This is a genomic window from Frisingicoccus sp. (assembly GCF_048388605.1).
Taxonomy (GTDB): Bacteria; Bacillota; Clostridia; order Lachnospirales; family Lachnospiraceae; genus Frisingicoccus.
The window spans coordinates 64163-85484 of the sequence record NZ_DBGCTU010000038.1; the positions used below are offsets into that span (position 1 = coordinate 64163).

At 46.9% G+C, this 21322-nt stretch carries 23 protein-coding genes and 1 other annotated feature; all 23 genes read left to right on the forward strand.

Features of this window, described 5'->3' with window-relative positions:
- Window positions 1-9: 9 nt before the first annotated feature.
- The 23 genes from ACMN7X_RS09940 (at window position 10) to ACMN7X_RS10050 (ending at window position 21204) form a co-directional block, all read left to right on the forward strand.
- Entirely contained in the window at window positions 10-2157 is a 2148-nt protein-coding gene (locus tag ACMN7X_RS09940; protein ID WP_418747313.1) for a DUF5716 family protein, read from the forward strand.
- Between the two features lies 1 nt (window position 2158).
- Window positions 2159-2731 (forward strand): glycerol-3-phosphate responsive antiterminator, encoded by a 573-nt coding sequence (locus tag ACMN7X_RS09945; protein WP_418747314.1) that lies wholly within the window; start codon window positions 2159-2161, stop codon window positions 2729-2731.
- 152 nt (window positions 2732-2883) lie between these two features.
- The gene (locus ACMN7X_RS09950) at window positions 2884-3609 is read left to right on the forward strand and encodes a glycerophosphodiester phosphodiesterase (RefSeq protein WP_418747337.1); all 726 of its coding nucleotides are present in this window, start codon (window positions 2884-2886) and stop codon (window positions 3607-3609) included.
- A gap of 19 nt (window positions 3610-3628) precedes the next feature.
- A complete protein-coding gene (locus ACMN7X_RS09955) occupies window positions 3629-5065 on the forward strand; it encodes an NAD(P)/FAD-dependent oxidoreductase (protein WP_418747315.1) in 1437 nt (478 codons plus the stop codon).
- Window positions 5066-5082: 17 nt separating this feature from the next.
- Window positions 5083-6354 carry an NAD(P)/FAD-dependent oxidoreductase gene (locus ACMN7X_RS09960; RefSeq protein WP_418747316.1) on the forward strand — a complete coding sequence of 424 codons (1272 nt, stop codon included), beginning with the start codon at window positions 5083-5085 and terminating at the stop codon, window positions 6352-6354.
- Window positions 6355-6358: 4 nt separating this feature from the next.
- Entirely contained in the window at window positions 6359-6724 is a 366-nt protein-coding gene (locus tag ACMN7X_RS09965) for a DUF1667 domain-containing protein (RefSeq protein ID WP_418747317.1), read from the forward strand.
- Between the two features lie 25 nt (window positions 6725-6749).
- Window positions 6750-7460, forward strand: coding sequence for an MgtC/SapB family protein (locus ACMN7X_RS09970; protein ID WP_418747318.1), 711 nt, complete (start codon window positions 6750-6752; stop codon window positions 7458-7460).
- A 127-nt stretch (window positions 7461-7587) separates the two neighbouring features.
- A complete protein-coding gene (locus ACMN7X_RS09975; protein WP_418747319.1) occupies window positions 7588-7872 on the forward strand; it encodes a hypothetical protein in 285 nt (94 codons plus the stop codon).
- Window positions 7869-8099: a binding site (T-box leader), on the forward strand. (Overlaps the previous gene by 4 nt.)
- Before the next feature lie 220 nt (window positions 8100-8319).
- Window positions 8320-10977, forward strand: a complete 2658-nt coding sequence (locus ACMN7X_RS09980) for a valine--tRNA ligase (RefSeq protein WP_418747320.1) — start codon at window positions 8320-8322, stop codon at window positions 10975-10977.
- A complete protein-coding gene (locus ACMN7X_RS09985) occupies window positions 10974-12410 on the forward strand; it encodes a bifunctional folylpolyglutamate synthase/dihydrofolate synthase (protein WP_418747321.1) in 1437 nt (478 codons plus the stop codon). The genes ACMN7X_RS09980 and ACMN7X_RS09985 overlap by 4 nt, the downstream gene beginning before the upstream one ends.
- The gene (locus ACMN7X_RS09990; protein ID WP_418747322.1) at window positions 12411-12572 is read left to right on the forward strand and encodes a hypothetical protein; all 162 of its coding nucleotides are present in this window, start codon (window positions 12411-12413) and stop codon (window positions 12570-12572) included.
- 11 nt (window positions 12573-12583) lie between these two features.
- Window positions 12584-14023: a tetratricopeptide repeat protein gene (locus ACMN7X_RS09995; RefSeq protein ID WP_418747323.1), complete on the forward strand. Its 1440-nt coding sequence runs from the start codon at window positions 12584-12586 to the stop codon at window positions 14021-14023.
- Window positions 14024-14098: 75 nt separating this feature from the next.
- Window positions 14099-14437: an STAS domain-containing protein gene (locus ACMN7X_RS10000; RefSeq protein WP_418747324.1), complete on the forward strand. Its 339-nt coding sequence runs from the start codon at window positions 14099-14101 to the stop codon at window positions 14435-14437.
- Complete coding sequence (spoIIAB, locus tag ACMN7X_RS10005) at window positions 14424-14849, forward strand: anti-sigma F factor (RefSeq protein WP_418747325.1); 426 nt, start codon at window positions 14424-14426, stop codon at window positions 14847-14849. The genes ACMN7X_RS10000 and spoIIAB overlap by 14 nt, the downstream gene beginning before the upstream one ends.
- 6 nt (window positions 14850-14855) lie before the next feature.
- Window positions 14856-15572 carry a SigF/SigG family RNA polymerase sporulation sigma factor gene (locus tag ACMN7X_RS10010; RefSeq protein ID WP_418747326.1) on the forward strand — a complete coding sequence of 239 codons (717 nt, stop codon included), beginning with the start codon at window positions 14856-14858 and terminating at the stop codon, window positions 15570-15572.
- Window positions 15573-15748: 176 nt separating this feature from the next.
- Window positions 15749-16702 carry a 2-hydroxyacid dehydrogenase gene (locus ACMN7X_RS10015; protein WP_418747327.1) on the forward strand — a complete coding sequence of 318 codons (954 nt, stop codon included), beginning with the start codon at window positions 15749-15751 and terminating at the stop codon, window positions 16700-16702.
- Between the two features lie 109 nt (window positions 16703-16811).
- A complete protein-coding gene (locus ACMN7X_RS10020; RefSeq protein WP_418747328.1) occupies window positions 16812-17000 on the forward strand; it encodes a hypothetical protein in 189 nt (62 codons plus the stop codon).
- Window positions 16988-17623 carry a stage V sporulation protein AA gene (locus ACMN7X_RS10025; RefSeq protein ID WP_418747329.1) on the forward strand — a complete coding sequence of 212 codons (636 nt, stop codon included), beginning with the start codon at window positions 16988-16990 and terminating at the stop codon, window positions 17621-17623. The genes ACMN7X_RS10020 and ACMN7X_RS10025 overlap by 13 nt, the downstream gene beginning before the upstream one ends.
- A gap of 3 nt (window positions 17624-17626) precedes the next feature.
- Window positions 17627-18034 (forward strand): stage V sporulation protein AB, encoded by a 408-nt coding sequence (locus ACMN7X_RS10030; protein ID WP_418747330.1) that lies wholly within the window; start codon window positions 17627-17629, stop codon window positions 18032-18034.
- Between the two features lie 16 nt (window positions 18035-18050).
- A complete protein-coding gene (locus tag ACMN7X_RS10035) occupies window positions 18051-18497 on the forward strand; it encodes a SpoVA/SpoVAEb family sporulation membrane protein (protein ID WP_418747331.1) in 447 nt (148 codons plus the stop codon).
- Window positions 18498-18508: 11 nt separating this feature from the next.
- On the forward strand, window positions 18509-19549 hold the full coding sequence (spoVAD, locus tag ACMN7X_RS10040) for a stage V sporulation protein AD (protein WP_418747332.1): 1041 nt from the start codon (window positions 18509-18511) through the stop codon (window positions 19547-19549).
- A 49-nt stretch (window positions 19550-19598) separates the two neighbouring features.
- Entirely contained in the window at window positions 19599-20771 is a 1173-nt protein-coding gene (locus tag ACMN7X_RS10045) for an aminotransferase class I/II-fold pyridoxal phosphate-dependent enzyme (RefSeq protein WP_418747333.1), read from the forward strand.
- Between the two features lie 76 nt (window positions 20772-20847).
- Window positions 20848-21204: a SpoVA/SpoVAEb family sporulation membrane protein gene (locus ACMN7X_RS10050; protein WP_418747334.1), complete on the forward strand. Its 357-nt coding sequence runs from the start codon at window positions 20848-20850 to the stop codon at window positions 21202-21204.
- The last annotated feature ends 118 nt before the right edge of the window (window positions 21205-21322 follow it).

Consider the following 21322-nt stretch of genomic DNA (forward strand, 5'->3'; position numbering starts at 1 on the left):
GACGTGTTTATGGATAATCGAGTAAAAGAACTGATTTTGGGATATGACCTGTGCAATGATTATGTCCAGATTAGTTGCTATAACCAGAAAACACAGGATATGGATACTATCTGCTATATTGGAGAAAAGATGCTGGACCGGATTCCGACGGTGCTGTGCCGTCTTTATTCGGACGGTTCCTGGGTTTGCGGTTACGATGCATGGAAGGCGGTCAATGAACACCGGGGTGTTTTGGTGGAGAATTTTGTCGATGTGCTGGAGCAGAAACAAAATATTGCCGTGGGTGACGATTCATATTCCGGCGCGGAGCTAGTGCGTATATTCATGGCGGAAAGCCTGAAGCTTCTGACAAAATATTATCCGCATTGGGCTGTGGGACAGCTGACGGTTTCTGTCGCAAAACTCGGAAAATATACAGTGGAGACTTTAAAAGGGCTGTGTGCCGGGATGAATTTTGATGAAAGCCGGTTGTCGGTGATAAATCACGTTTCTGCCTATGAATATTATGCCCTGAATCAAAAGCGGGAGCTGTGGCAGCATGATGTGGGTTTGTTTGATTATACCCGCCGGGGGATGACTTACTATCATCTGGCTATTTCAAAAAAAAGGATGCCGGTCGGAGTTATGGCGACAACCGTTCCTTTGACGGAATATTTTGACGGCAGCGAGATCGGGCAGACGGCGCCGCCGGAGCTGGACCGCAGGTTTTTGGAGGTCGTCCGGCAGGTGACGGCAAATAAAATCATATCTACGGTATATCTGACAGGGGAAGGCTTTGAAGGAAATTGGGCGAAGATTTCATTAAAGAATCTCTGTCATCATCGGAAAGGTTTTATCGGTTCCAATATTTTCTCCCGGGGTGCCTGTTACTATAGCCTGACGGCTGCCGGTCTGCTGGAGGAGGGGAATTTTATTGCCCTTAATGAAGACGTTATTTCAAAAACGATTTATATCCGGGGGAGCAGGAAACGTGAAATGATGAATCTGGAGCTCGTTCAGGCGGGACAGATTTGGTACGATGTTCAGGCGGAAGCCTTTTTTATACCGGATGGCATGGACCATGTAACCATCCATTTGATGGATTATCTGAGCAAGCGGGAACGTTCACTGCAGATTCCGTTGGACGGATTTGAAGCGGATGAAAACCGGCCGGATAAAACACGGTATTTTCATATGCAGCTGCGCTTTGACGATACGTCTCATTGCCGTGTCATGCTTCAGGACAAAGGCTTCGGAGAATTCTATCCTGCCTCAGACAGTGTGACGGAGCATGTATTTGATATTTATGATGAAACATTTGATGATAAAGAGGTCCATGAGCCGGGACGTCTGATCTTAACGGATGGACAGCACAACACAGTGCCTTATTACTTCAGTTTGAGCGGCATCCGCGTCTATAATCTGGAACAGCTCTGCCATTATATTTATCATCATATATATACGATCAGCCCGGAAACCTTCGGGGATGATCTGTTTTACTGGATTGAGAAAAATCTGGGTGAAAGGGCCCTGGTGAAACGCCTCAGAGAGGCGAAAAAGAATCGGAGGACGCTCAAGGAGATGGTGCGCCTGACGCTGATGTCGGTGGACTATTATTCAAAAGAAGAAATTAATCAGCTTCAAAAGGTGATTGAAGAGATTGAAATGCAGAATCCGGTTGAAACGCGAAAGGTGGAAGCGGATAATTATCTGCGTTATGGACGGCCGCTGGAAGCTCTGGCGGTTTATAAAAAAGTGGATCTGATGATGGATGACTCGGAAGAGATAGTGACAAATGAGTTTCGGGGAAATGTTTATCATAATATGGGGATCGCTTTTGCACGGCTGGCCAACGGAGAGGCGGCTCTGAGTTGTTTTAAGAAGGCTTATGAATTAAACGTTTCAGAGGCTTCCAGAAATGCCTGGCTGATGATGCTGAAAATGCTGGGACGGGAGGAAGAAATGCTGCAGGAGTCAAACCGTATGATCCTTCCGCCGGATGTTTTCGGGCAGATGAATCAGCGCCTTGATGCGGCGGAACGCAGATTTGAAACTCAGCCGGTTTATAAAATGCTGGAAAAAATGAAGGATATCCATAGTGAGAGCCAGTGGGATGCAGTTTGTCCGGAGGTGCTTGCATGGCTGGAAGAAGAGAAGGGAGAGTATCGAAGTATATAAGATGAAAGAGATGTTAGATGCAGAGATATTAATTGATTCGCCGGTGATCGCGGCGATCAAAGATGAGCAGGGGCTGGTAGAATGTCTGAAAACAGAGTGCCAGGTCATTTTTATTCTGTTTGGAAATGTATGTAATATTGGCGACATCGTAAAAAGAATAAAGGACGGCGGCAAAACGGCGATCGTCCATATGGATTTGATCACCGGTTTGAGTTCCAAGGAAATTTCTGTGGATTTCATTAAGAAAACAACTCAGGCCGACGGAATTATCAGCACAAAGCCGGCGATAGTGAAGCGGGCGAAGGAGCTGGGGCTTTTAACCATTCAGAGATTTTTTGTCATTGATTCAATTGCACTGGAAAACTCAAAACGTCAGATCGAGGTTTATCATCCCGATTGTGTGGAGATTATGCCGGGGATCATGCCGAAGATTTTGAAGGATATACGAAACTTTGTCAATGTACCTGTCATTGCGGGCGGTCTGCTGACGGATAAAAAGGATGTGATGGGCGCCCTGTCTGCCGGTGCGGATGCGGTTTCCACAACAAATCGTACATTGTGGAAAATGCAATAAAATGGTGTTTATCCTTGCATTTAGGGGACAGAAGTGTTATGATAAACCTATAATAATATGAGTAGCGCTTTAGAGAGTGAGAGAGGCGAAATAGATAGTCTGGCGGGACTGTCTGTTTCGCCTTACATTTTATTAAGAGAGAGGGAAAAATGATGACGAAAAATTTTGCGCACAGAGGATTTAGTGGCAAATATCCCGAGAATACGATGTTGGCTTTTGAAAAGGCCATTGAAGCCGGCGCGGACGGGATAGAGAATGATGTTCATCTGACAAAGGATGGCGTTGTTGTTATCATTCATGATGAACGGGTAGACCGCACGACGGATGGTACCGGCTGGGTAAAGGATTTTACTTATGAGGAGTTGTCCAAACTGAATGCGTCCTATACATTTAAAGACTGTGGTTTTCAGCATATTCCGACACTGCGGGAATATATGGAGCTGGTGAAGGATAAAGATATTATAACCAATATAGAGTTAAAGACCGGCGTTTTTGAGTATGAGGGCATTGAAAAAAAAGTCTTCGATATGATTCAGGAATATGGTTTAAAAGATAAAATGATCATTTCTTCATTTAATCATTTTTCCATCCTCCGTATGAAAGCTATTGATCCGACCATAAAATGCGGGCTTCTGGAGGAATCCTGGCTGATCAATGCGGGAGCCTATGCGGCTTCGGTGGGTGTTGAATGTTATCATCCGATGTATAAAAATATGACGCCGGATATTGTGGCGGAGATTAAATCCCATGGCCTTGAGATCAATACATGGACAGTCAATGAAAAAGAAGAAATTGAGGAAATGTTTGAACGGGGCGTGGATTCAGTGATCGGAAATTATCCGGATATTGTTCGCGAGATTCAGAAAAAATATGAATAAAATGCAGGAGGGAGAAAAGATGTACGATATTATCATCATTGGCGGAGGCGTTTCCGGTTGTGCGGCAGCTCGGGAATTGTCACGTTATAAAGCCAATATTTGCGTGGTGGAGAGAGAAGAAGATGTCTGTGCCGGAACCTCTAAAGCCAACAGTGCCATTGTTCATGCCGGATATGATGCGGAACCGGGATCGTTGATGGCAAGATTAAATGTCCAGGGGAATCAGATGATGGATGAAGTGGCAAAGGAATTGGATTTTCCGTTCAAACGGATCGGCTCGATGGTTGTCTGTGTCCATGAGGAGGACATTTATAAACTGGAAGAGCTTTTGGAACGGGGAAAGAAAAATGGCGTAAAGGGCCTTCGCATTGTGGATGCCAAAGAGGCCCATGAGCTGGAGCCGAATCTGACAGAGCAGGTTGTAGCCGCGCTTCATGCACCGACAGGCGGCATTGTATGTCCGTTCGAAATGACGATCGCTTTTGCGGAAAATGCAGCGGTCAACGGTGTGGAATTTAAACTGAACACAGAGGTTCAGAATATAGAAAAGATTGACGGCGGTTATGCTCTGACAACAGATCAGGGTATTCTTGAAACAAAGGTTGTAGTTAATGCGGCCGGTGTGTATGCAGATAAGTTCCATAACATGGTCAGCGCGGACAAGATTCATATTACACCGCGAAGAGGAGAGTACTGTCTGTTGGATAAGACAGCCGGAAATCATGTGTCTCATACGATCTTCCCATTGCCGGATGAATTTGGAAAGGGTGTTCTTGTTACCCCGACAGTCCACGGAAATCTTTTAGTCGGGCCGACGGCCATCGATATTGAAGATAAAGAATCAACGGCAACGACACGGGGAGGACTGGATTATGTTGTCAGCAAAGCCGGAGAGGCTGTGGCCGGACTTCCGATGCGCCAGGTGATCACATCCTTTGCCGGACTTCGTGCCCATGAGGACCATCACGAATTCATTATCGGAGAGGCAAAAGATGCGAAGGGATTTGTGGATGTGTCCGGCATTGAGTCTCCGGGACTTTCCAGCGCACCGGCAATTGGCCGGATGGTAGCGGATATTGTCTCAGAGATGATGGGACTTCCTGAAAATCCGGATTTTGTCGGCACACGCCGGGGCATTTTAAATCCTGCGGAGCTGAGCAAGGAAGAAAGAGCTAAATTAATTGAGGCAAAACCGGAATACGGCAATATTATCTGCCGGTGTGAGATGATCACGGAAGGTGAGATCCTGGATGCGATCCACCGCCCGGTCGGCGCCCGGTCACTGGATGGCGTAAAACGCCGTACCCGGGCAGGAATGGGACGGTGCCAGGCCGGATTCTGTTCCCCGAGAACAATGGAGATCCTGGCAAGGGAACTTCATGTGAGCATGGCGGATATTACCAAATCCGGCGGAGATTCCAAACTCATTGTCGGTACAGTTAAGGATAGATTATAGAAGGGATGGTGAAGAACATGTTAAATTACGATTTAGTTATTGTCGGCGGCGGCCCTGCCGGTCTTGCGGCGGCAGCATCCGCAAGAAAAAATGGTTTGGAAAGCATCATCATCCTGGAGAGGGATCACGAGCTTGGCGGTATTTTAAATCAGTGTATTCACAATGGTTTTGGCCTGCATACGTTTAAAGAGGAATTGACCGGTCCGGAATATGCGGGACGTTTTATCGATGAAGTGTCAGATTTAAAAATCGAGTATAAATTAAATACGATGGTTATGAATATCTCGGAAGATAAGGTTGTGACGGCCATGAATCGGGAGGACGGCCTGTTTGAGATTCAGGCCAAAGCGGTTATTTTGGCTATGGGATGCCGGGAACGTCCGAGAGGCGCCCTGAACATTCCGGGCTATCGTCCGGCGGGTATTTATTCGGCGGGAACCGCTCAGAGGCTGGTGAATATCGAAGGCTTTATGCCGGGACGGGAAGTTGTTATTTTAGGTTCCGGAGACATCGGTTTGATCATGGCACGCCGTATGACACTGGAAGGGGCAAAGGTCAAAGTTGTTGCAGAATTAATGCCGTTTTCCGGCGGGCTGAAACGAAATATTGTTCAGTGTCTGGATGACTTTGGTATCCCTCTGAAATTGAGCCATACAGTGATTGATATTGATGGAAAAGAACGGGTAAAGGGAATTACTCTGGCTGAAGTGGACAGTAACGGAAAACCGATTCCGGGAACCGAAGAGCATTACGACTGCGATACATTGCTCCTTTCCTGCGGCCTTATTCCTGAAAATGAATTATCCAGGGGCATTGGTGTGGATATTGAACCGGTAACTAACGGGCCGGTGGTTAATGAAAGCCTGGAAACCAGTGTACCGGGAGTTTTTGCCTGCGGCAACGTGCTTCATGTACATGATTTGGTGGATTTTGTTTCTGAGGAAGCGGCGGCAGCCGGAAGAAATGCGGCAAAATATATTCAGAATGGCAGCAAAGAGCCGGAGACGACTCATGAAACGGTTGCTCTCTGCCCACAGGGCATTGTGCGTTACACCGTGCCTAAAACAGTCAATGTGGACCGGATGGATGATGAGATCACGGTGCGTTTCCGTGTGGGAGCTGTTCAGAAAAATTGTTATGTGTCCACTTATTTTGATGATGAACGGGTAATGCGCCGGAGACGTCCGGTGGTTGCTCCGGGTGAAATGGAAGAAGTGAAGCTGAAAAAAGAGCAGCTTTTGAAATATCCGAATCTGAAGCAGATTATCTTTAAGGTCGAGGAGGCGTAAGCATATGGAAAAAAGAGAATTAACCTGTATCGGATGCCCTCTGGGCTGCGCCGTGACAGTAGAGATGGAAGGCACGGAAATTCTCAGTGTTACAGGGAATACATGCAAGCGGGGCGAGGAATACGCGCGGAAGGAAGTAACAAATCCAACCCGCATTGTGACTTCGATTGTTCATGTGAATGGCGGGAAGATTCCGATGGTTTCGGTGAAAACAAAGTCAGATATTCCAAAAAACAAAATTTTTGATTGTGCAAAAGCGCTTCAGAGTATCCAGGTGGAAGCACCGGTGCATATTGGGGACGTTATTTTGGAGAATGTCGCCGGTACGGGGGTTTCCGTTGTAGCAACGAAGAATGTAGAAGCTTTATAAAAAGCAGAAGCCTGGTGGTGATAAAATGGACATGGAAGTATTTGAGATGATCGATGAATATCTCCATTCGTTAACTGTTCCTGTGGTTATAATTCGACTGCTGCTGGCAACAGTCTGCGGCGGTGTGATCGGGTTTTTCAGGAGTGTAAAAAAGCGGGGAGCCGGATTTAAAACCCATATTCTGGTATGTCTGGGGGCAACCCTTATTATGATGACCGGAGAATATACTTTCCGATATGTTTCCAATGGAACCGGTGATGTAGCCCGTATGGCTGCTCAGGTTGTCAGCGGCGTGGGTTTCCTTGGCGCGGGCACGATCATGGTGACCGGGCGGAATCAGATTAAAGGCTTGACGACAGCGGCCGGTCTCTGGGCCTGCTCCGGAATCGGCCTGGCTATAGGAATCGGCTTTTATTCGGGAGCGATCATCAGCACCTTGATTGTATTTCTGGTATATAACTATCTGGAAAAGATTGATGAATATGCTTATGAACATTCAAGGGTTTATGATTTGTATGTGGAGTTTGAGTCCAGAAAGTATATCACTCCTTTTATGTCGGCAGTGAAGGAGAGGGGATTTAAATTTCTCAGCCTGGAATTGAGTAAGTCCAAAAAGAATAAGGACGATATTGTCAATGCAACGATGTCCATAGAAGTCAGTGCCAAATCGAAGGGAATGGATGTACATACATTTATCGAGGGACTGGAAGGCGTCAATTCCGTAGAGGAAATGTAGATTGGACGATATTTTTGTCGGATAAGATATCGAAGGCCCGGACGGGAATCCTAAAAGGATTTTTGTCCGGGTCTTTTTTGCGCGATAAGCCCGGAGGGCGAACAGCTATTAAAGTGAGGAGACAGGTATGAAGTTTATGCGGGAGCTGGAGGAAAATAATATGGCCAGGGCCGAAGGGCGTAAAGAGGGGCATGAAGCCGGCGTGGCCGATGGAATTTTGTCATCTGTCAGGAATCTCATGGAGACGATGAACCTGTCTGCCGAAAAGGCTATGGAGGCCTTAAAGGTGTCGGAGGCGGAAAAGGAAAAATACTTAAAGTTGTTGGATAAACAGGAAAAAGAAAGTACAAAAGATAAAACGGCGGGCTTGACTTTTTGGCCGGTTTTGAATAGAATATATTTTATATTGTAAATGTAGTGATAAAGAGGAGTAGGAACACAACCTTAACAGAGAGGATGATTCGGCGGCTGAAAGGTCATCCAAAGAAGTGGGTTCTGAAGGTAGCTTTTGAACAGGGCAGGTGAAACCGGATATCGGAAAGTAGTCGGCCACGGGTGGTTTCGTTATAGACCGAAGAGATGTACGGAAGTTTTATTTTTCGTATAATTAAGGTGGTAACGCGAGCTTTCGCCCTTATGGGGTGAAAGCTCTTTTTTTCGCGAAAGGCACAAGCCAAGTGAGGAGGCGCTTGCGCCGCGTCATTTGGCGCCGCCCGCGACCGAGGGAGACGCGAGAAGCGCGGCTCTCGAGGAGTACTGGCAGGGCCAGGACGGCGAAAAAAAATAATGGCGAAAGGCACAAGCCAAGTGAGGAGGCGCTTGCGCCGCAGCGGCAGAAATTGAACAGGAGGAAAGAAAGATGCAGTTGGAGAAAACCTACAATCCGGCGGCCATTGAGGATAAGCTTTATCAGAAATGGCTCGACCATAAATATTTTCATGCGGAGGCAGATCGGAGTAAGAAACCGTTTACGATCGTGATTCCGCCGCCAAATATTACAGGGCAGCTTCATATGGGGCATGCTCTTGACAATACATTGCAGGATATTTTGATTCGTTCCAAACGGATGCAGGGGTATAATGCGCTGTGGCAGCCGGGAACAGATCATGCGAGTATCGCTACGGAAGTTAAGATTCTGGAAAAATTAAAGGAAGAGGGCATCAGCAAAAAGGATTTGGGCCGCGAGGCATTTTTGGAGAGAGCCTGGGACTGGAAAAAGGAATATGGCGGACGGATCATCAGTCAGCTTAAAAAGCTGGGTTCCTCCTGTGACTGGGACAGAGAGCGGTTTACCATGGATGAGGGCTGCAATAAGGCGGTTGAGGAAGTATTTGTTCGTCTTCATGAAAAGGGATTGATCTATAAGGGCGCGCGGATCATCAACTGGTGTCCGGTGTGCAAGACGTCGATTTCCGATGCGGAGGTTGAGTATGAGGATCAGGCCGGACATTTCTGGCATATTAATTATCCGGTGGTTGGCTCTGACGAGATGGTTGAGATCGCCACAACCCGTCCGGAAACCATGCTTGGGGATACTGCGGTGGCCGTACACCCGGAGGACGAACGTTATAAACATCTGATTGGGAAGATGGTACTGCTTCCGATTGTCAATAAGGAAATTCCGGTGGTAGCAGATGAATATGTAGATAAGGAATTTGGAACCGGAGTGGTTAAAATCACACCGGCGCATGACCCAAATGACTTTGAAGTGGGTAAGAGACACAACTTGGAACAGATTAATATTATGAATGATGATGCGACCATCAATGAGAACGGCGGCAAATATGCGGGCATGGACCGTTATGAGGCGCGGAAGGCCATTGTTGAGGAGCTGGACCGTCTCGGACTGCTTGTGCGGATTGAGGACTATAATCATAATGTCGGTACTCATGACCGCTGCAAGACAACGGTAGAGCCCCTCATCAAACAGCAGTGGTTTGTTAAAATGGATGAACTGGCGAAACCGGCCATCGAAGCCCTGAAAAAAGGCGATTTAAAATTTGTCCCGGAACGTTTTGACAAAACCTATCTTCATTGGCTGGAAAATATTCGTGACTGGTGTATTTCCCGTCAGCTTTGGTGGGGACATCGGATCCCGGCTTATTATTGTCAGGACTGCGGCGAGATTATGGTAGCCCGCAAGGCGGATGCGCCGACAACCTGCTGCAAGTGCGGCGGAAATCATATCGTGCAGGATGAAGACACGCTGGATACATGGTTCAGCTCTGCCCTCTGGCCGTTCTCTACATTGGGATGGCCGGATAAGACCGAGGATCTGGACTATTTCTATCCGACAAATGTTCTTGTTACCGGGTATGATATTATTTTCTTCTGGGTTATCCGAATGGTATTCTCCGGTTTGGAGCATATGGGTAAAGTTCCGTTTGACACAGTGCTGATCCACGGCCTTGTGCGGGATTCCCAGGGACGGAAGATGAGCAAATCCCTCGGCAATGGTATAGACCCTCTGGAGGTTATCGATAAATACGGCGCGGATGCCCTTCGCTTTACCCTTGTTACCGGCAATGCGCCGGGAAATGATATGCGTTTCTATTGGGAGCGGGTGGAAGCCAGCCGTAACTTTGCAAATAAGGTATGGAATGCCTCACGGTTTATGTTGATGAACTTTGAGCAGGCCGAGGAAGCGGGTATTTCGATTGATAATGTGACACTGGATGATTTAACCCAGGCGGATAAATGGATTTTGTCAAAGGCCAATACTTTGGCGAGGGAAGTTACCGCCAATATGGATAAATATGAGTTGGGCATTGCGGTTCAGAAGCTTTATGATTTCATCTGGGAAGAATTCTGTGACTGGTATATTGAGATGGTTAAACCGCGGCTCTATAATAATGAGGATACAACCAAAGCGGCGGCTCTTTGGACATTAAAGACCGTATTGATTCAGGCATTGAAGCTGCTCCATCCATACATGCCGTTTATTACAGAGGAGATTTTCTGCAATGTTCAGGAGGAGGAAGAGTCCATTATGATTTCTTCCTGGCCGGTATATAAAGACGAATGGAATTTTGAGGCGGATGAAAATGCGGTAGAGACCATTAAAGAAGCTGTCCGGGGCATCCGCAATGTGCGTACAGGTATGAATGTACCGCCGAGCAAAAAAGCAAGAGTGATTGTTGTCTCTGACAATGAAGAGGTTCGCCGGATTTTTGAGGATGGCAGAGTATTCTTCGCTACTCTGGCCCATGCCAGCGATGTGGTTATTCAGGCGGATGAAACGGGCATTGAAAAGGACGCCGTATCCGCAGTGATCCACCAGGCGGTTATTTATATGCCGTTTGCCGAGCTGGTAGATATCGCCGAAGAAAAGGCTCGCCTGGCTAAAGAAGAAGATAAGCTTCATAAAGAGATTGCGAGAGCATCGGGCATGCTGAATAATCCAAACTTTGTCAGCAAAGCGCCGGAGGCAAAGATTCAGGCAGAGCGGGACAAACTGGAAAAATATACTCAGATGTTAAAGCAGGTTGAAGAACGATTGGAAGCCTTAAACGGATGATGAATGAAATTGTTGAATATCTGTATAATATCCCCCGGTTCGCAAGGACCGGGGGTCTTGAGAAGACCAGGGAACGTTTAAAGCTCCTCGGAAGTCCGGAAACGAGTTTTCATTATATTCATGTGGCGGGAACTAACGGTAAGGGCTCGGTCTGCGCCTATATGGAATCCTGTCTTCGGGAAATGGGTTTTAAAACCGGGCTTTTTACATCACCGCATCTTGTGCGGATCAATGAGCGGATGCGCATAAATAACGAGGAGATCAGCGATGAAGATTTTGCCGAAGCCTTTTATAAGGTGAAAGCCCTGGTGGATGTTCAGACAACTCAGGGAATTTCCCATCCGACATTTTTTGAATTTATCTACCTTATGGCCATGTGTGCCTTCCGGAAGGCCGGGATTGAGTACGGCGTTATTGAAACGGGCCTCGGCGGCCGTCTGGATCTGACAAATGCGGCGGAGTCCCCGGATCTGACACTCATCACATCTATCGGTCTGGATCACACGGCGATTCTCGGCGATACGATTGAAAAAATTGCGGGAGAAAAGGCGGGGATCATTAAGGCGGGTGTACCGCTTGTATATCTGGCCGATCGGCCCGGGGCGGCGGGGGTGATTAAAGCCCGCGCCGAAGAAGTTCTGGGGCCGGAAGCTTTCCCGGAAACGGATAAGGATTTTTCGGGATACCGGTTATGTTATCCGGTGCTGTCGGACTGGGTGGAAAACATTTCCTCAGCGCAGGGACAGATTCGGTTTTCTTTGGTGTGTCCATATTTTGAAAAGTATGATATAATGCTTAATACCAACGGCATATATCAGGCGGAGAATGCGGCGCTGGCTGTGACGGGAATGGAAATTCTGAGAAAATCGATGAATCGGGAAACTGCGGCCGTGCCGCGGAGGCCAATGCAAACAGCGCAGAGGCAGCCGAAGGCAGCGCAGAAATCCGGTGATTCCCGGTGGCGTCTGCCGGAAGACGTTTTTCGGAAAAAGATGCTGAGAGGACTGGTATTCATGGTCTGGCCCGGCCGAATGGAATCGGTCGGGGATAATATCTATGTGGATGGCGCCCATAACGATGATGGAATCCGGGAAATGGTCCGCTCCGTGGAGAGTACTTTGGCGGGAAAGGATATTTATCTTGTATTTGCCGTGGCGGAGGATAAGGATTATCAGCAGATGGTGCGGCATGTATGCGGCATGAAGCATTTAAAAGGTGTCATTGTCACAGAGATTGATAATGGACGGCGCCGGGATTTTCATGAGGTTATGAAAGATTTTGAGAAAAACTGGCATGGAAATATTCAGGGCACATATAATGTAAGTGAGGCCATTATGACCGGAAAGAAGTGGAAGGGCAGAGATGGTGTGCTTATATGTACAGGCTCACTTTATCTGGTTGGCCATGTGAAGGAGCTTCTGGGAGGAATTTAGATGATTAACTTTGATGAAGAACTTAAAAAATACAAACCGAGTCTTGAAGTGAATCAGGCGGAAGAGGCGATTCAGCGCAATGACCTCAGAGATGTTATCGACATTGTTGAGGAGATGATGAAGGAATTCCATAATGATTCAAATCGTTTTAAGCAGTTTTAGGAGGGACGTGTATGAATTGTCCAAAATGCGGTACACCCCTTGAAAATACATACCGCTGTCCGAAATGTGCATATGAAGAACCGATAATGAAGCGAATTATCCAGTCGTCAAATTATCATTATAACATCGGTCTGAGCAAGGCAAGAATACGGGATTTGAGCGGTGCGATCGCATCGCTTCAGATGAGTTTGAAATATAATAAGTGCAATACCAATGCGAGAAATCTTCTTGGACTGGTGTATTTCCAGACAGGTGAGACGGTTGCGGCCCTGAGTGAATGGGTCATCAGTGTCCATTTCCAGAGTAAGGGAAATGTTGCCCGAAATTATATTAAGAAGGTTCAGAATAATCAGGGCCAGCTTCAGGTCATTAACAGCACGATCCAGAATTATAATCTGGCGTTGAAATATCTGGAGGAGGGAAATGGCGATCTTGCCATCATTGAGCTGAAAAAGGTTGTGAATCTGAATCCGAATTATATCCGGGCTTATCAGCTCCTGGGTCTTTTATATATTCAGCACAAGCAATATTCTGCGGCGCGGAAGATTTTATCCAGAGCATTGAAGCTGGACCGAAACAATATTACGACGGTTCGCTATATGAATGAGCTTGTCGATTATTCCCATCAAAGGCGGAGAGGCAAAGATGTCGAGCGGGAAAAGGCGGCTTATGTTCAGATTAAGGATCCGAATCCGATCGTCATTGAGCGGACGGCGGGGAGTTATACGGATTTTAATACGAGCACCCTATCCTTTGTCAATATTCTGATCGGTATTATCATTGGGGCGGCGGTTGTCGGCCTTTTGCTTGTACCTTCGATTCAGAAGACGAAGGCATCAGAATATAATCAGGCCGTGGTTGAGTACAGCAGTCAGATTTCCGAGAGAAATAAGGAGATTACATCGCTTCAGAATCAGGTGGATGCGCTGACGGATGAAAATGATAAATTAAAAAACAATATGGATACGGTAGGCAGCCAAGCTGACAGCGAGCAGAATGAAAAACGTTTGATCCAGGCGATGAAATCTTATCTGGACAATGATTTTGCCACTGCGGGGACGGTTCTGGCGGATGTGGATAAGACGCTGTTGGACGGCCAGGAAGCCCAGGATGTTTATGATTTCCTGTTGACAAAAACACGGGATACGGTTATCAATCAGCTTTATGCGGAGGCCTATGAATATTATGATCAGAAGGATTATATGAATGCGGTAACTTATTTCCGAAAGGTATTGAATCTGAATTCGGATTCCGTGGAAGCATGGTTTAATATGGGACGGGCTTATCAGTATCTGACAGATTTTGAGCAGGCCAGAAACTGTTATAATACGATTATTAATGATTATGGTGACAGCGAATATGCTGACGATGCGCGGACTTATCTGAGTCAGATTGAGAGCAGGGTATCGGAGAGCGGAACACCGGAAAATAATACGCCGGAAGGTGAATAAAAAATTGGTGAAACAAAAGATGAGAAACTCACATTTATGGGTATCTCATCTTTTTTTATTTTGGGAGGTATGACAATGGAAATGGAATATCAGTTGAAAGGTCCCTATCTGATCATTCGTGTGGGCCGGGAGCTGGACCATCATCAGGCGGAGCATATACGCCGTACTATGGAAAAAATCAACCGGGAAAGGGAAATACGTCATATTATTTTTGATTTTTCCGAAACCACATTTATGGACAGTTCCGGCGTGGGCATGCTGATCAGCCGGTATAGAGACCTTTCCATGTGCGGGGGCACTGTCTGCGCGGCGGGGGTGGGCCCGGCGGTGGAGAAGTTGTTTTATGTATCCGGCCTGCATAAAATTATTCGGGTGTATCCGGAAGTGGAGGATGTTTTTAATGGACAAAAATGAAATGAAAGTGATATTTGACAGCTGTTCAGAAAATGAAAGTTTTGCCCGGATGGTGATCTCAGCTTTTGTAGCCCGGTTGGACCCGACACTGGAGGAATTGGCGGATATCAAGACAGCCGTTTCGGAGGCAGTCACAAACAGTATTATCCACGGCTATGGAGGCGCTTCGGGAGACATTGAGATGCGGGGCCGCATTGACGGGAGAGAGGTGTCGGTGGAAATTCTGGACTTCGGCGTGGGTATTGAAGATATTGAGAAGGCCATGGAGCCCATGTTTACCACCCGGCCGGATATTGACCGGTCGGGGATGGGATTCGCTTTTATGGAAGCCTTTATGGATGATCTGGAGGTTGAGTCAAAACCGGGAGAGGGGACCCGGATCATTATGAAAAAGAGACTGGGAGTGGTCTGAAAATTTATGGAATTTCTTGAATTGCTTTTAGCCGCAAAATCAGGGGATAAAGAGTCAAGAGATTTACTTGTGGAAAAAAATATGGGACTTGTGTGGAGCGTCGTGCGCCGCTTTTCTCACAGGGGATATGAGCCGGAAGATTTATTTCAGATTGGCGTCATAGGATTGATCAAGGCGATCGATTATTTTGATACGAGCTATGATGTTCGGTTTTCGACCTATGCCGTTCCAATGATCTCCGGTGAGATCAAGCGGTTTTTGCGGGATGATGGAATGATCAAGGTCAGCCGTTCTTTAAAGGAACATTCATGGAAAATTCAGAAGGCCAGAGAAGAGCTGAACCATAAAAACGGCCGGGAGGCATCTTTGAGTGAGCTGTGTGCCTGCACCGGGCTGGAGCCGGAGGATGTTATCTCCGCAATGGAGGCCGGATGTGAAGTGGAATCTCTGAATAAGGTTATATTCCAGAGTGACGGACAGCCGGTATGCCTGTCGGACAAGCTGGTGGAAAAAAGGGACAGTCAAGGAGAGCTCCTTGATCATCTGCTCATTGAAGAACTTTTGAAAAGTCTTGACAAACGGGAGAGGGAGCTTATTATTCTGCGTTATTACTGCAATGAAACTCAGAGTAAGATCGCTGAACATTTCGGGATTTCCCAGGTGCAGGTTTCCCGGATGGAGAAGCGGATCTTAAAACGAATGAGGGAGATCATCGGCCGGTGATCCGGCTGGGCTGCCCCGGCGGGATAAATCGGGGTGAATAGGGATAAGGCTGGTTTAAGTTTTATGGAAACCGCAGAATGGGATTGCATTTTCTCTGCAGTTGGGTGTATTATAAAGATACGGGCAGATGCCCGGAAGGATTATATTTAAGGATTACATCGAGGAGGAATTTTAGTATGAAGATCAGTTTATTAGAGCCGATTGGGGTATCGCAGGCTGTATTGGATGAACTCTCACAGGGGTTAAAAGACAGAGGTCATGAATTTTGTTTTTATGATACGAAAACAACGGATGTAGAGGAACTGAAAAAACGTACAGCCGGTTGTGACATTGTCATGATCGCAAATAATCCATATCCGGCGGAGGTTGTGGAATCTGCCGATGCTTTAAAGATGATTTCCGTCGCTTTTACAGGAATTGATCATATTGGTGTGAAAGCATGTAAAGATAAAGATATTATGATCTGCAATGCGGCCGGTTATTCCAATCAGACGGTTGCCGAGCTGGTGATCGGGATGGCGATTGACGGCCTGAGAAATGTGGCAAAGGCGAATGATGTTGTTCGTAAGGGCGGCACAAGCGCAGGAATCGGCGGACGTGAAATTTGCGGACGTACCGTGGGAATTATCGGTCTCGGAAAGATCGGTACGGTTGTCGCCAAATTGTTCCTGGCCTTTGGAGCAAAGGTTATCGCATACAATCGGAGTCAGTCTGAGGAGGCGAAGGCTCTCGGAATCGAATATAAATCTCTCGAGGAAGTATTGTCCGAAAGTGATATTGTTTCTTTGAATATGCCGCTTAATGACAGCACACGGGGCTTTATCAGTGCGGATAAGATCGCGCTTATGAAGCCGGATACAGTATTTATCAACTGTGCCCGCGGGCCGATCGTGGATAATGAAGCGCTTGCAAAGGCATTGAATGAAGATAAACTGGGCTTTGCATGCCTGGATGTATTTGATATGGAGCCTCCGATTCCGGAAGATTATCCGATTCTCCATGCAAAGAATACATTGCTGACACCGCATCAGGCATTTATTTCCGAGGAGTCAATGATTCGCCGTGCAAAGATTGTCTTTGATAATGTTTATGCTTATCTGGATGGTGCGCCGGTAAATGTATGTAAATAATTAAATTTTGATTTTTATGAATACATCTTTTGAAAAAACAAGCATTTTTTTCAAAAGATGTATTTTTTTATATTGAAAAGGAATAATAAGGCTCAAAGGAGTGATGAAAATGCACAAAACAAGGGATTTGAAGATTTTCATATACCTGATATTGACAGTTATTGCATTGGTACTCTGGGTTGGCGTATGGAGCAGCTTTACTTCAGATGTAGGTCAGACGACTTATGAGGATGCCGTTTTTGTGAAAATAGAGGAGGGTTCTCCCGGGGAAGGGGAGAACGGCCTTTGGACAGTTTAAAATCGGATATTTATATTAAGCTGGACGGACATGTCCGGGTGGATCGGAGAGAGGTCCGGCTGAAGGATATGGCCAGCGTTTATTGCAGTGACGCAGTGCTGATGCGTCGGCTGGAGAATGTGCCTGTGTTTGTTTTCGAAGAGAAAGACGGCGAAAAAGAGGTTATTTCTATTCTTTACGTGTATGCGGCGATTTATAAATCTTTGGGGAAGGATTTGCAGATCCATTCGATCGGCAGCGAAGACTGCCTGGTAGACCTGATCTCAGAAAGGAAGCCGTCAAAGCTTTGGAGCCGTATACAGGTTGTGCTCGTCAGCCTGGTGACCTTTTTTGGCGCGGCCTTTTCAATTATGACCTATAATGAAGATGCGGGTGTGGATGATGTATTTAAAACCGTTTATAAAATCTTTTTTGGGCCTGACAGCGGCAATGGTGTTTTAGAGTTTACTTACTCCCTGGGAATTGGGATTGGTATTCTTGTTTTTTTTAATCATTTTGAGAAAAAAGGACGCAGAAATCCGACGGCGATGGAAATTCAGATGGATAAATATGAACAGGATATGGTGGATGCCTATGTGAAATCCTCTGACCGCCGGGGAAAGTCTTTGGATGTGGAGGATTAGTTTATGAGAAATGCGGCTGTGGCGTTGATCGGCCTGTCATCCGGGTTCACGGTGGCTGCGGCTTTGTTTGCTTTGATCGCCACCATCGGCGTTTTAAACCGCCTGGCCCAGGTGACCCACAGCGCTGATTCGATCCGCTGGTATGAAATCTGCTTTATGGCGGGGGGAATGTTGGGAAATCTGTATTCTGTTTACCAATGGGAGATACCCGGCGGTTTATGGCCGGGACCGGCCCTTTTTGGTATTTTTGCCGGGATTTATGTGGGCTGCTTTATCGGCGCGTTGGCGGAGGTTGTCAATGTGTTTCCGATTCTGTTTCATCGGCTTCGGCTGAGGGAAGGGATGAAAGCTTTTATCTGGGCTATTGCTTTGGGAAAGGTCGTTGGCGGAATAATTGATTTTTTTATTTAAGGAGGCGGGTTTTTAAATGAATGAAAAAGAATATCAGACCTATGTGGAGCAGGTGACTCCAAAGGTCAACGGATGGCTGTCTTTTTGCAAAGCTTTTGTGAGCGGAGGTATTATCTGTGTCATAGGGCAATGCCTTTATAACTGGTTTAAGGCCCAGGGGATGATGCACACGCTGGCCAATAATTATACGACGCTCATATTGATTTTAGCCAGCGTCCTTTTGACGGGATTTAATCTGGTGGGACCGATCACGAAATTTGCGGGGGCCGGATATCTGGTGCCGATTACCGGGTTCGCCAATTCGGTGGCTTCCTGTGCCATTGAATTTAAACGGGAAGGTCAGGTTTTCGGAGTCGGCAGTCAGATCTTTAATATTGCCGGTCCCGTTATTTTATATGGAATAGTGACCAGTTGGTTTTTTGGATTTATTTACTGGATACTGATAAGTATCGGCTTAGTGTAGGGGGAGCGGTTATGGGAAAGAAAAGACAGGGAAGATATACGGTGGAATTTGAAAATCCACCTTTAATACGAAGCTATGCGGCGGTTGTCGGTGAGAAGGAGGCGGAGGGCCCTCTTGGAATGTATTTTGACACGGTATGCAGCGACCCGATGATGGGACAGGACAGCTGGGAGGAGGCGGAGGGGCAACTTCAATATACAGCGGTTTTGAAGGCACTGGACAAGGCGTTTATACAGCCTGAGAATATCGAATATCTCTTTGCGGGAGATCTGCTTGGTCAGACCATCGCCACCTCCTTTGGTGTCAAGGAACTTCAGATTCCCCATTTCGGTTTGTACGGCGCCTGCTCGACGATGGGAGAATCCCTCAGTCTTGCGGCCATGGCCATTGACGGCGGTTTTGCCAGCCGGGCTGTCGCGGTGACATCCAGTCATTTTGCCAGTGCGGAAAAGCAATTCCGATTCCCTCTCGGCTATGGGAATCAGCGTTCGCTGGCTGCCAGCTGGACAGTGACAGGCAGCGGCGCCCTTGTTTTGGAGAGCGCGGAGGAATGTTCGGAGAAAGCGGCGGAAAAATGTGTGCGCATCCGGGCGGCGACGACGGGAAAAATTATTGATTACGGTATTAAAGATTCGCAGAATATGGGCGCGTGTATGGCTCCGGCGGCGGCCTTTGTCATCGCTTCCCATTTGAAAGACATGAACCGAAAACCCGAGGATTATGATAAGGTCATCACCGGAGATTTGGGATATGTGGGCCAAAAAATTTTATTTGAGCTGATGCGGGAGGAAGGATACGACATTGAAGCATGCCATATGGACTGCGGCATTGAGATTTTTGACCATGAAACTCAGGATACCCATGCCGGAGGAAGCGGCTGCGGTTGTTCGGCAGTAACTCTTTGCAGCTATGTGATGAACCAGATGGAAAGCGGCGCATGGAAACGGGTTTTATTTGTTCCGACGGGAGCTCTTCTCTCCAAGATCAGTTTCAATGAGGGACTGAGTATCCCGGGAATTGCCCATGGTGTTGTGCTTGAAAAGGAGGAATGATTGGTCTATAATAAATACATTAGGATAAAATATTGAAGGAGCGATGACGATGAAATTCCATTTTGCCGAGCGTCTTGACAGCTTTGAGGCGGGAATATTTGCCATTTTAAATGAAAAGAAAGATGAACTTCTGCGGCAGGGCAGGGAGGTCTATAATCTGTCTGTGGGAACGCCGGATTTCAAACCGGCGCCCCATGTGATGGAAGTTTTCTGCAAGGCCTGTGAAAACCCGGAGAATTATAAATATTCTCTTGTGGATATGCCGGAACTTTTGGAAGCGGTGGCCGGGCATTATGAGCGGCGTTATGGCGTACATATTGAGCACGAAGAAGTTATGTCCATTAATGGTTCCCAGGAGGGGATCGCCCATATTGCGATGGCTTTATGTGATGAGGGTGATATTGTGCTTGTCCCGAATCCGGGATATCCGATTTTTTCCGTGGGGCCGTTTCTGTGCGGTGCAAAGCCGGTGACTTATGATTTAAGAGCCGAGAATCATTTTCTTCCGGATTTCGACAGTATCCCGGAAGATGTGGCAAAAAAGGCTAAATTTATAATTGTTTCTTATCCGCTGAATCCGGTGTGCGTGGCGGCAAATGATAAGATGTATGAGGATTTGATCCGTTTTGCCGAAAAATATGAGATCATTGTACTTCATGATAATGCCTATTCGGATATCATTTACGGCGGAAGAAAGGGCGGCTCATTTCTGGCTTACGAAGGGGCTAAGGATGTGGGCGTGGAATTTTACTCACTGTCCAAATCCTATAATCTGACCGGGGCGCGGATATCCTTTGTGGTTGGCAATAAAGAGATTATTAAAAAGTTTAAAACAGTGCGCTCTCAGATTGATTACGGGGTTTTCAAACCGGTACAGTACGGCGCCATTGCGGCTTTGAATGGCCCTCAGGATGCTGTGCTCGCCCAGTGTGCCGAGTATGAACGGCGCAACCATGCGCTTTGCGGCGGTCTGCGCAGTATCGGATGGAATGTGCCGGACAGTGAAGGGACCATGTTTGCCTGGGCGCCGATACCGGAAGGCTATGAATCCTCTGAAAGCTTTTGTATGGATCTGGCGGAAAAGACGGGAGTACTTTGCACACCGGGGAGCAGCTTTGGAAGCCTGGGAGAGGGCTATGTCCGTTTTGCACTTGTCCGGGATGTGCCGACGATGGAAAAAATTGTCCGGATTATTGATGAGAGTGGTATATTGAAAAAATAGCTGTATACATACTTTCCATGTTTTTGCACATACTTTTTGTAGGAGCATGCAGCTTATATGGAAAGGAAGCGGTATAATGATATATCTCAAAGCTTTTTTAGTGGGCGGCCTCATATGCGGTTTGATCCAGATCCTGATGGATCGGACAAAACTTCTCCCGGGACGCATTATGGTATTGCTTGTCTGTCTCGGCATTGCGGCCGGTGTTCTCGGGTTGTATAAACCTCTTGTGGATTTTGCCGGGGCCGGAGCTACCGTTCCCCTCAGCGGGTTTGGTTACAGCCTGTGGGAAGGTGTGAAAGGAGCTGTCAATGAAGAGGGCTTTATCGGAGTATTTAAAGGCGGTTTCAGCGCCTCGTCGATAGGAATCAGCGCTTCGCTGCTTATTTCTTATCTGGCCTCATTGATTTTTAACCCAAAAATGAAAAAGTAATAAAAAAGGGGAAATCGGCTAATGCCGATTTCTACCCATTAAAAAGAGAAATAGAGATACCCTGCAGAAATGCGTGCATTACAACACTTGCATATTCTTCAGGGTATCTCTATTTCTC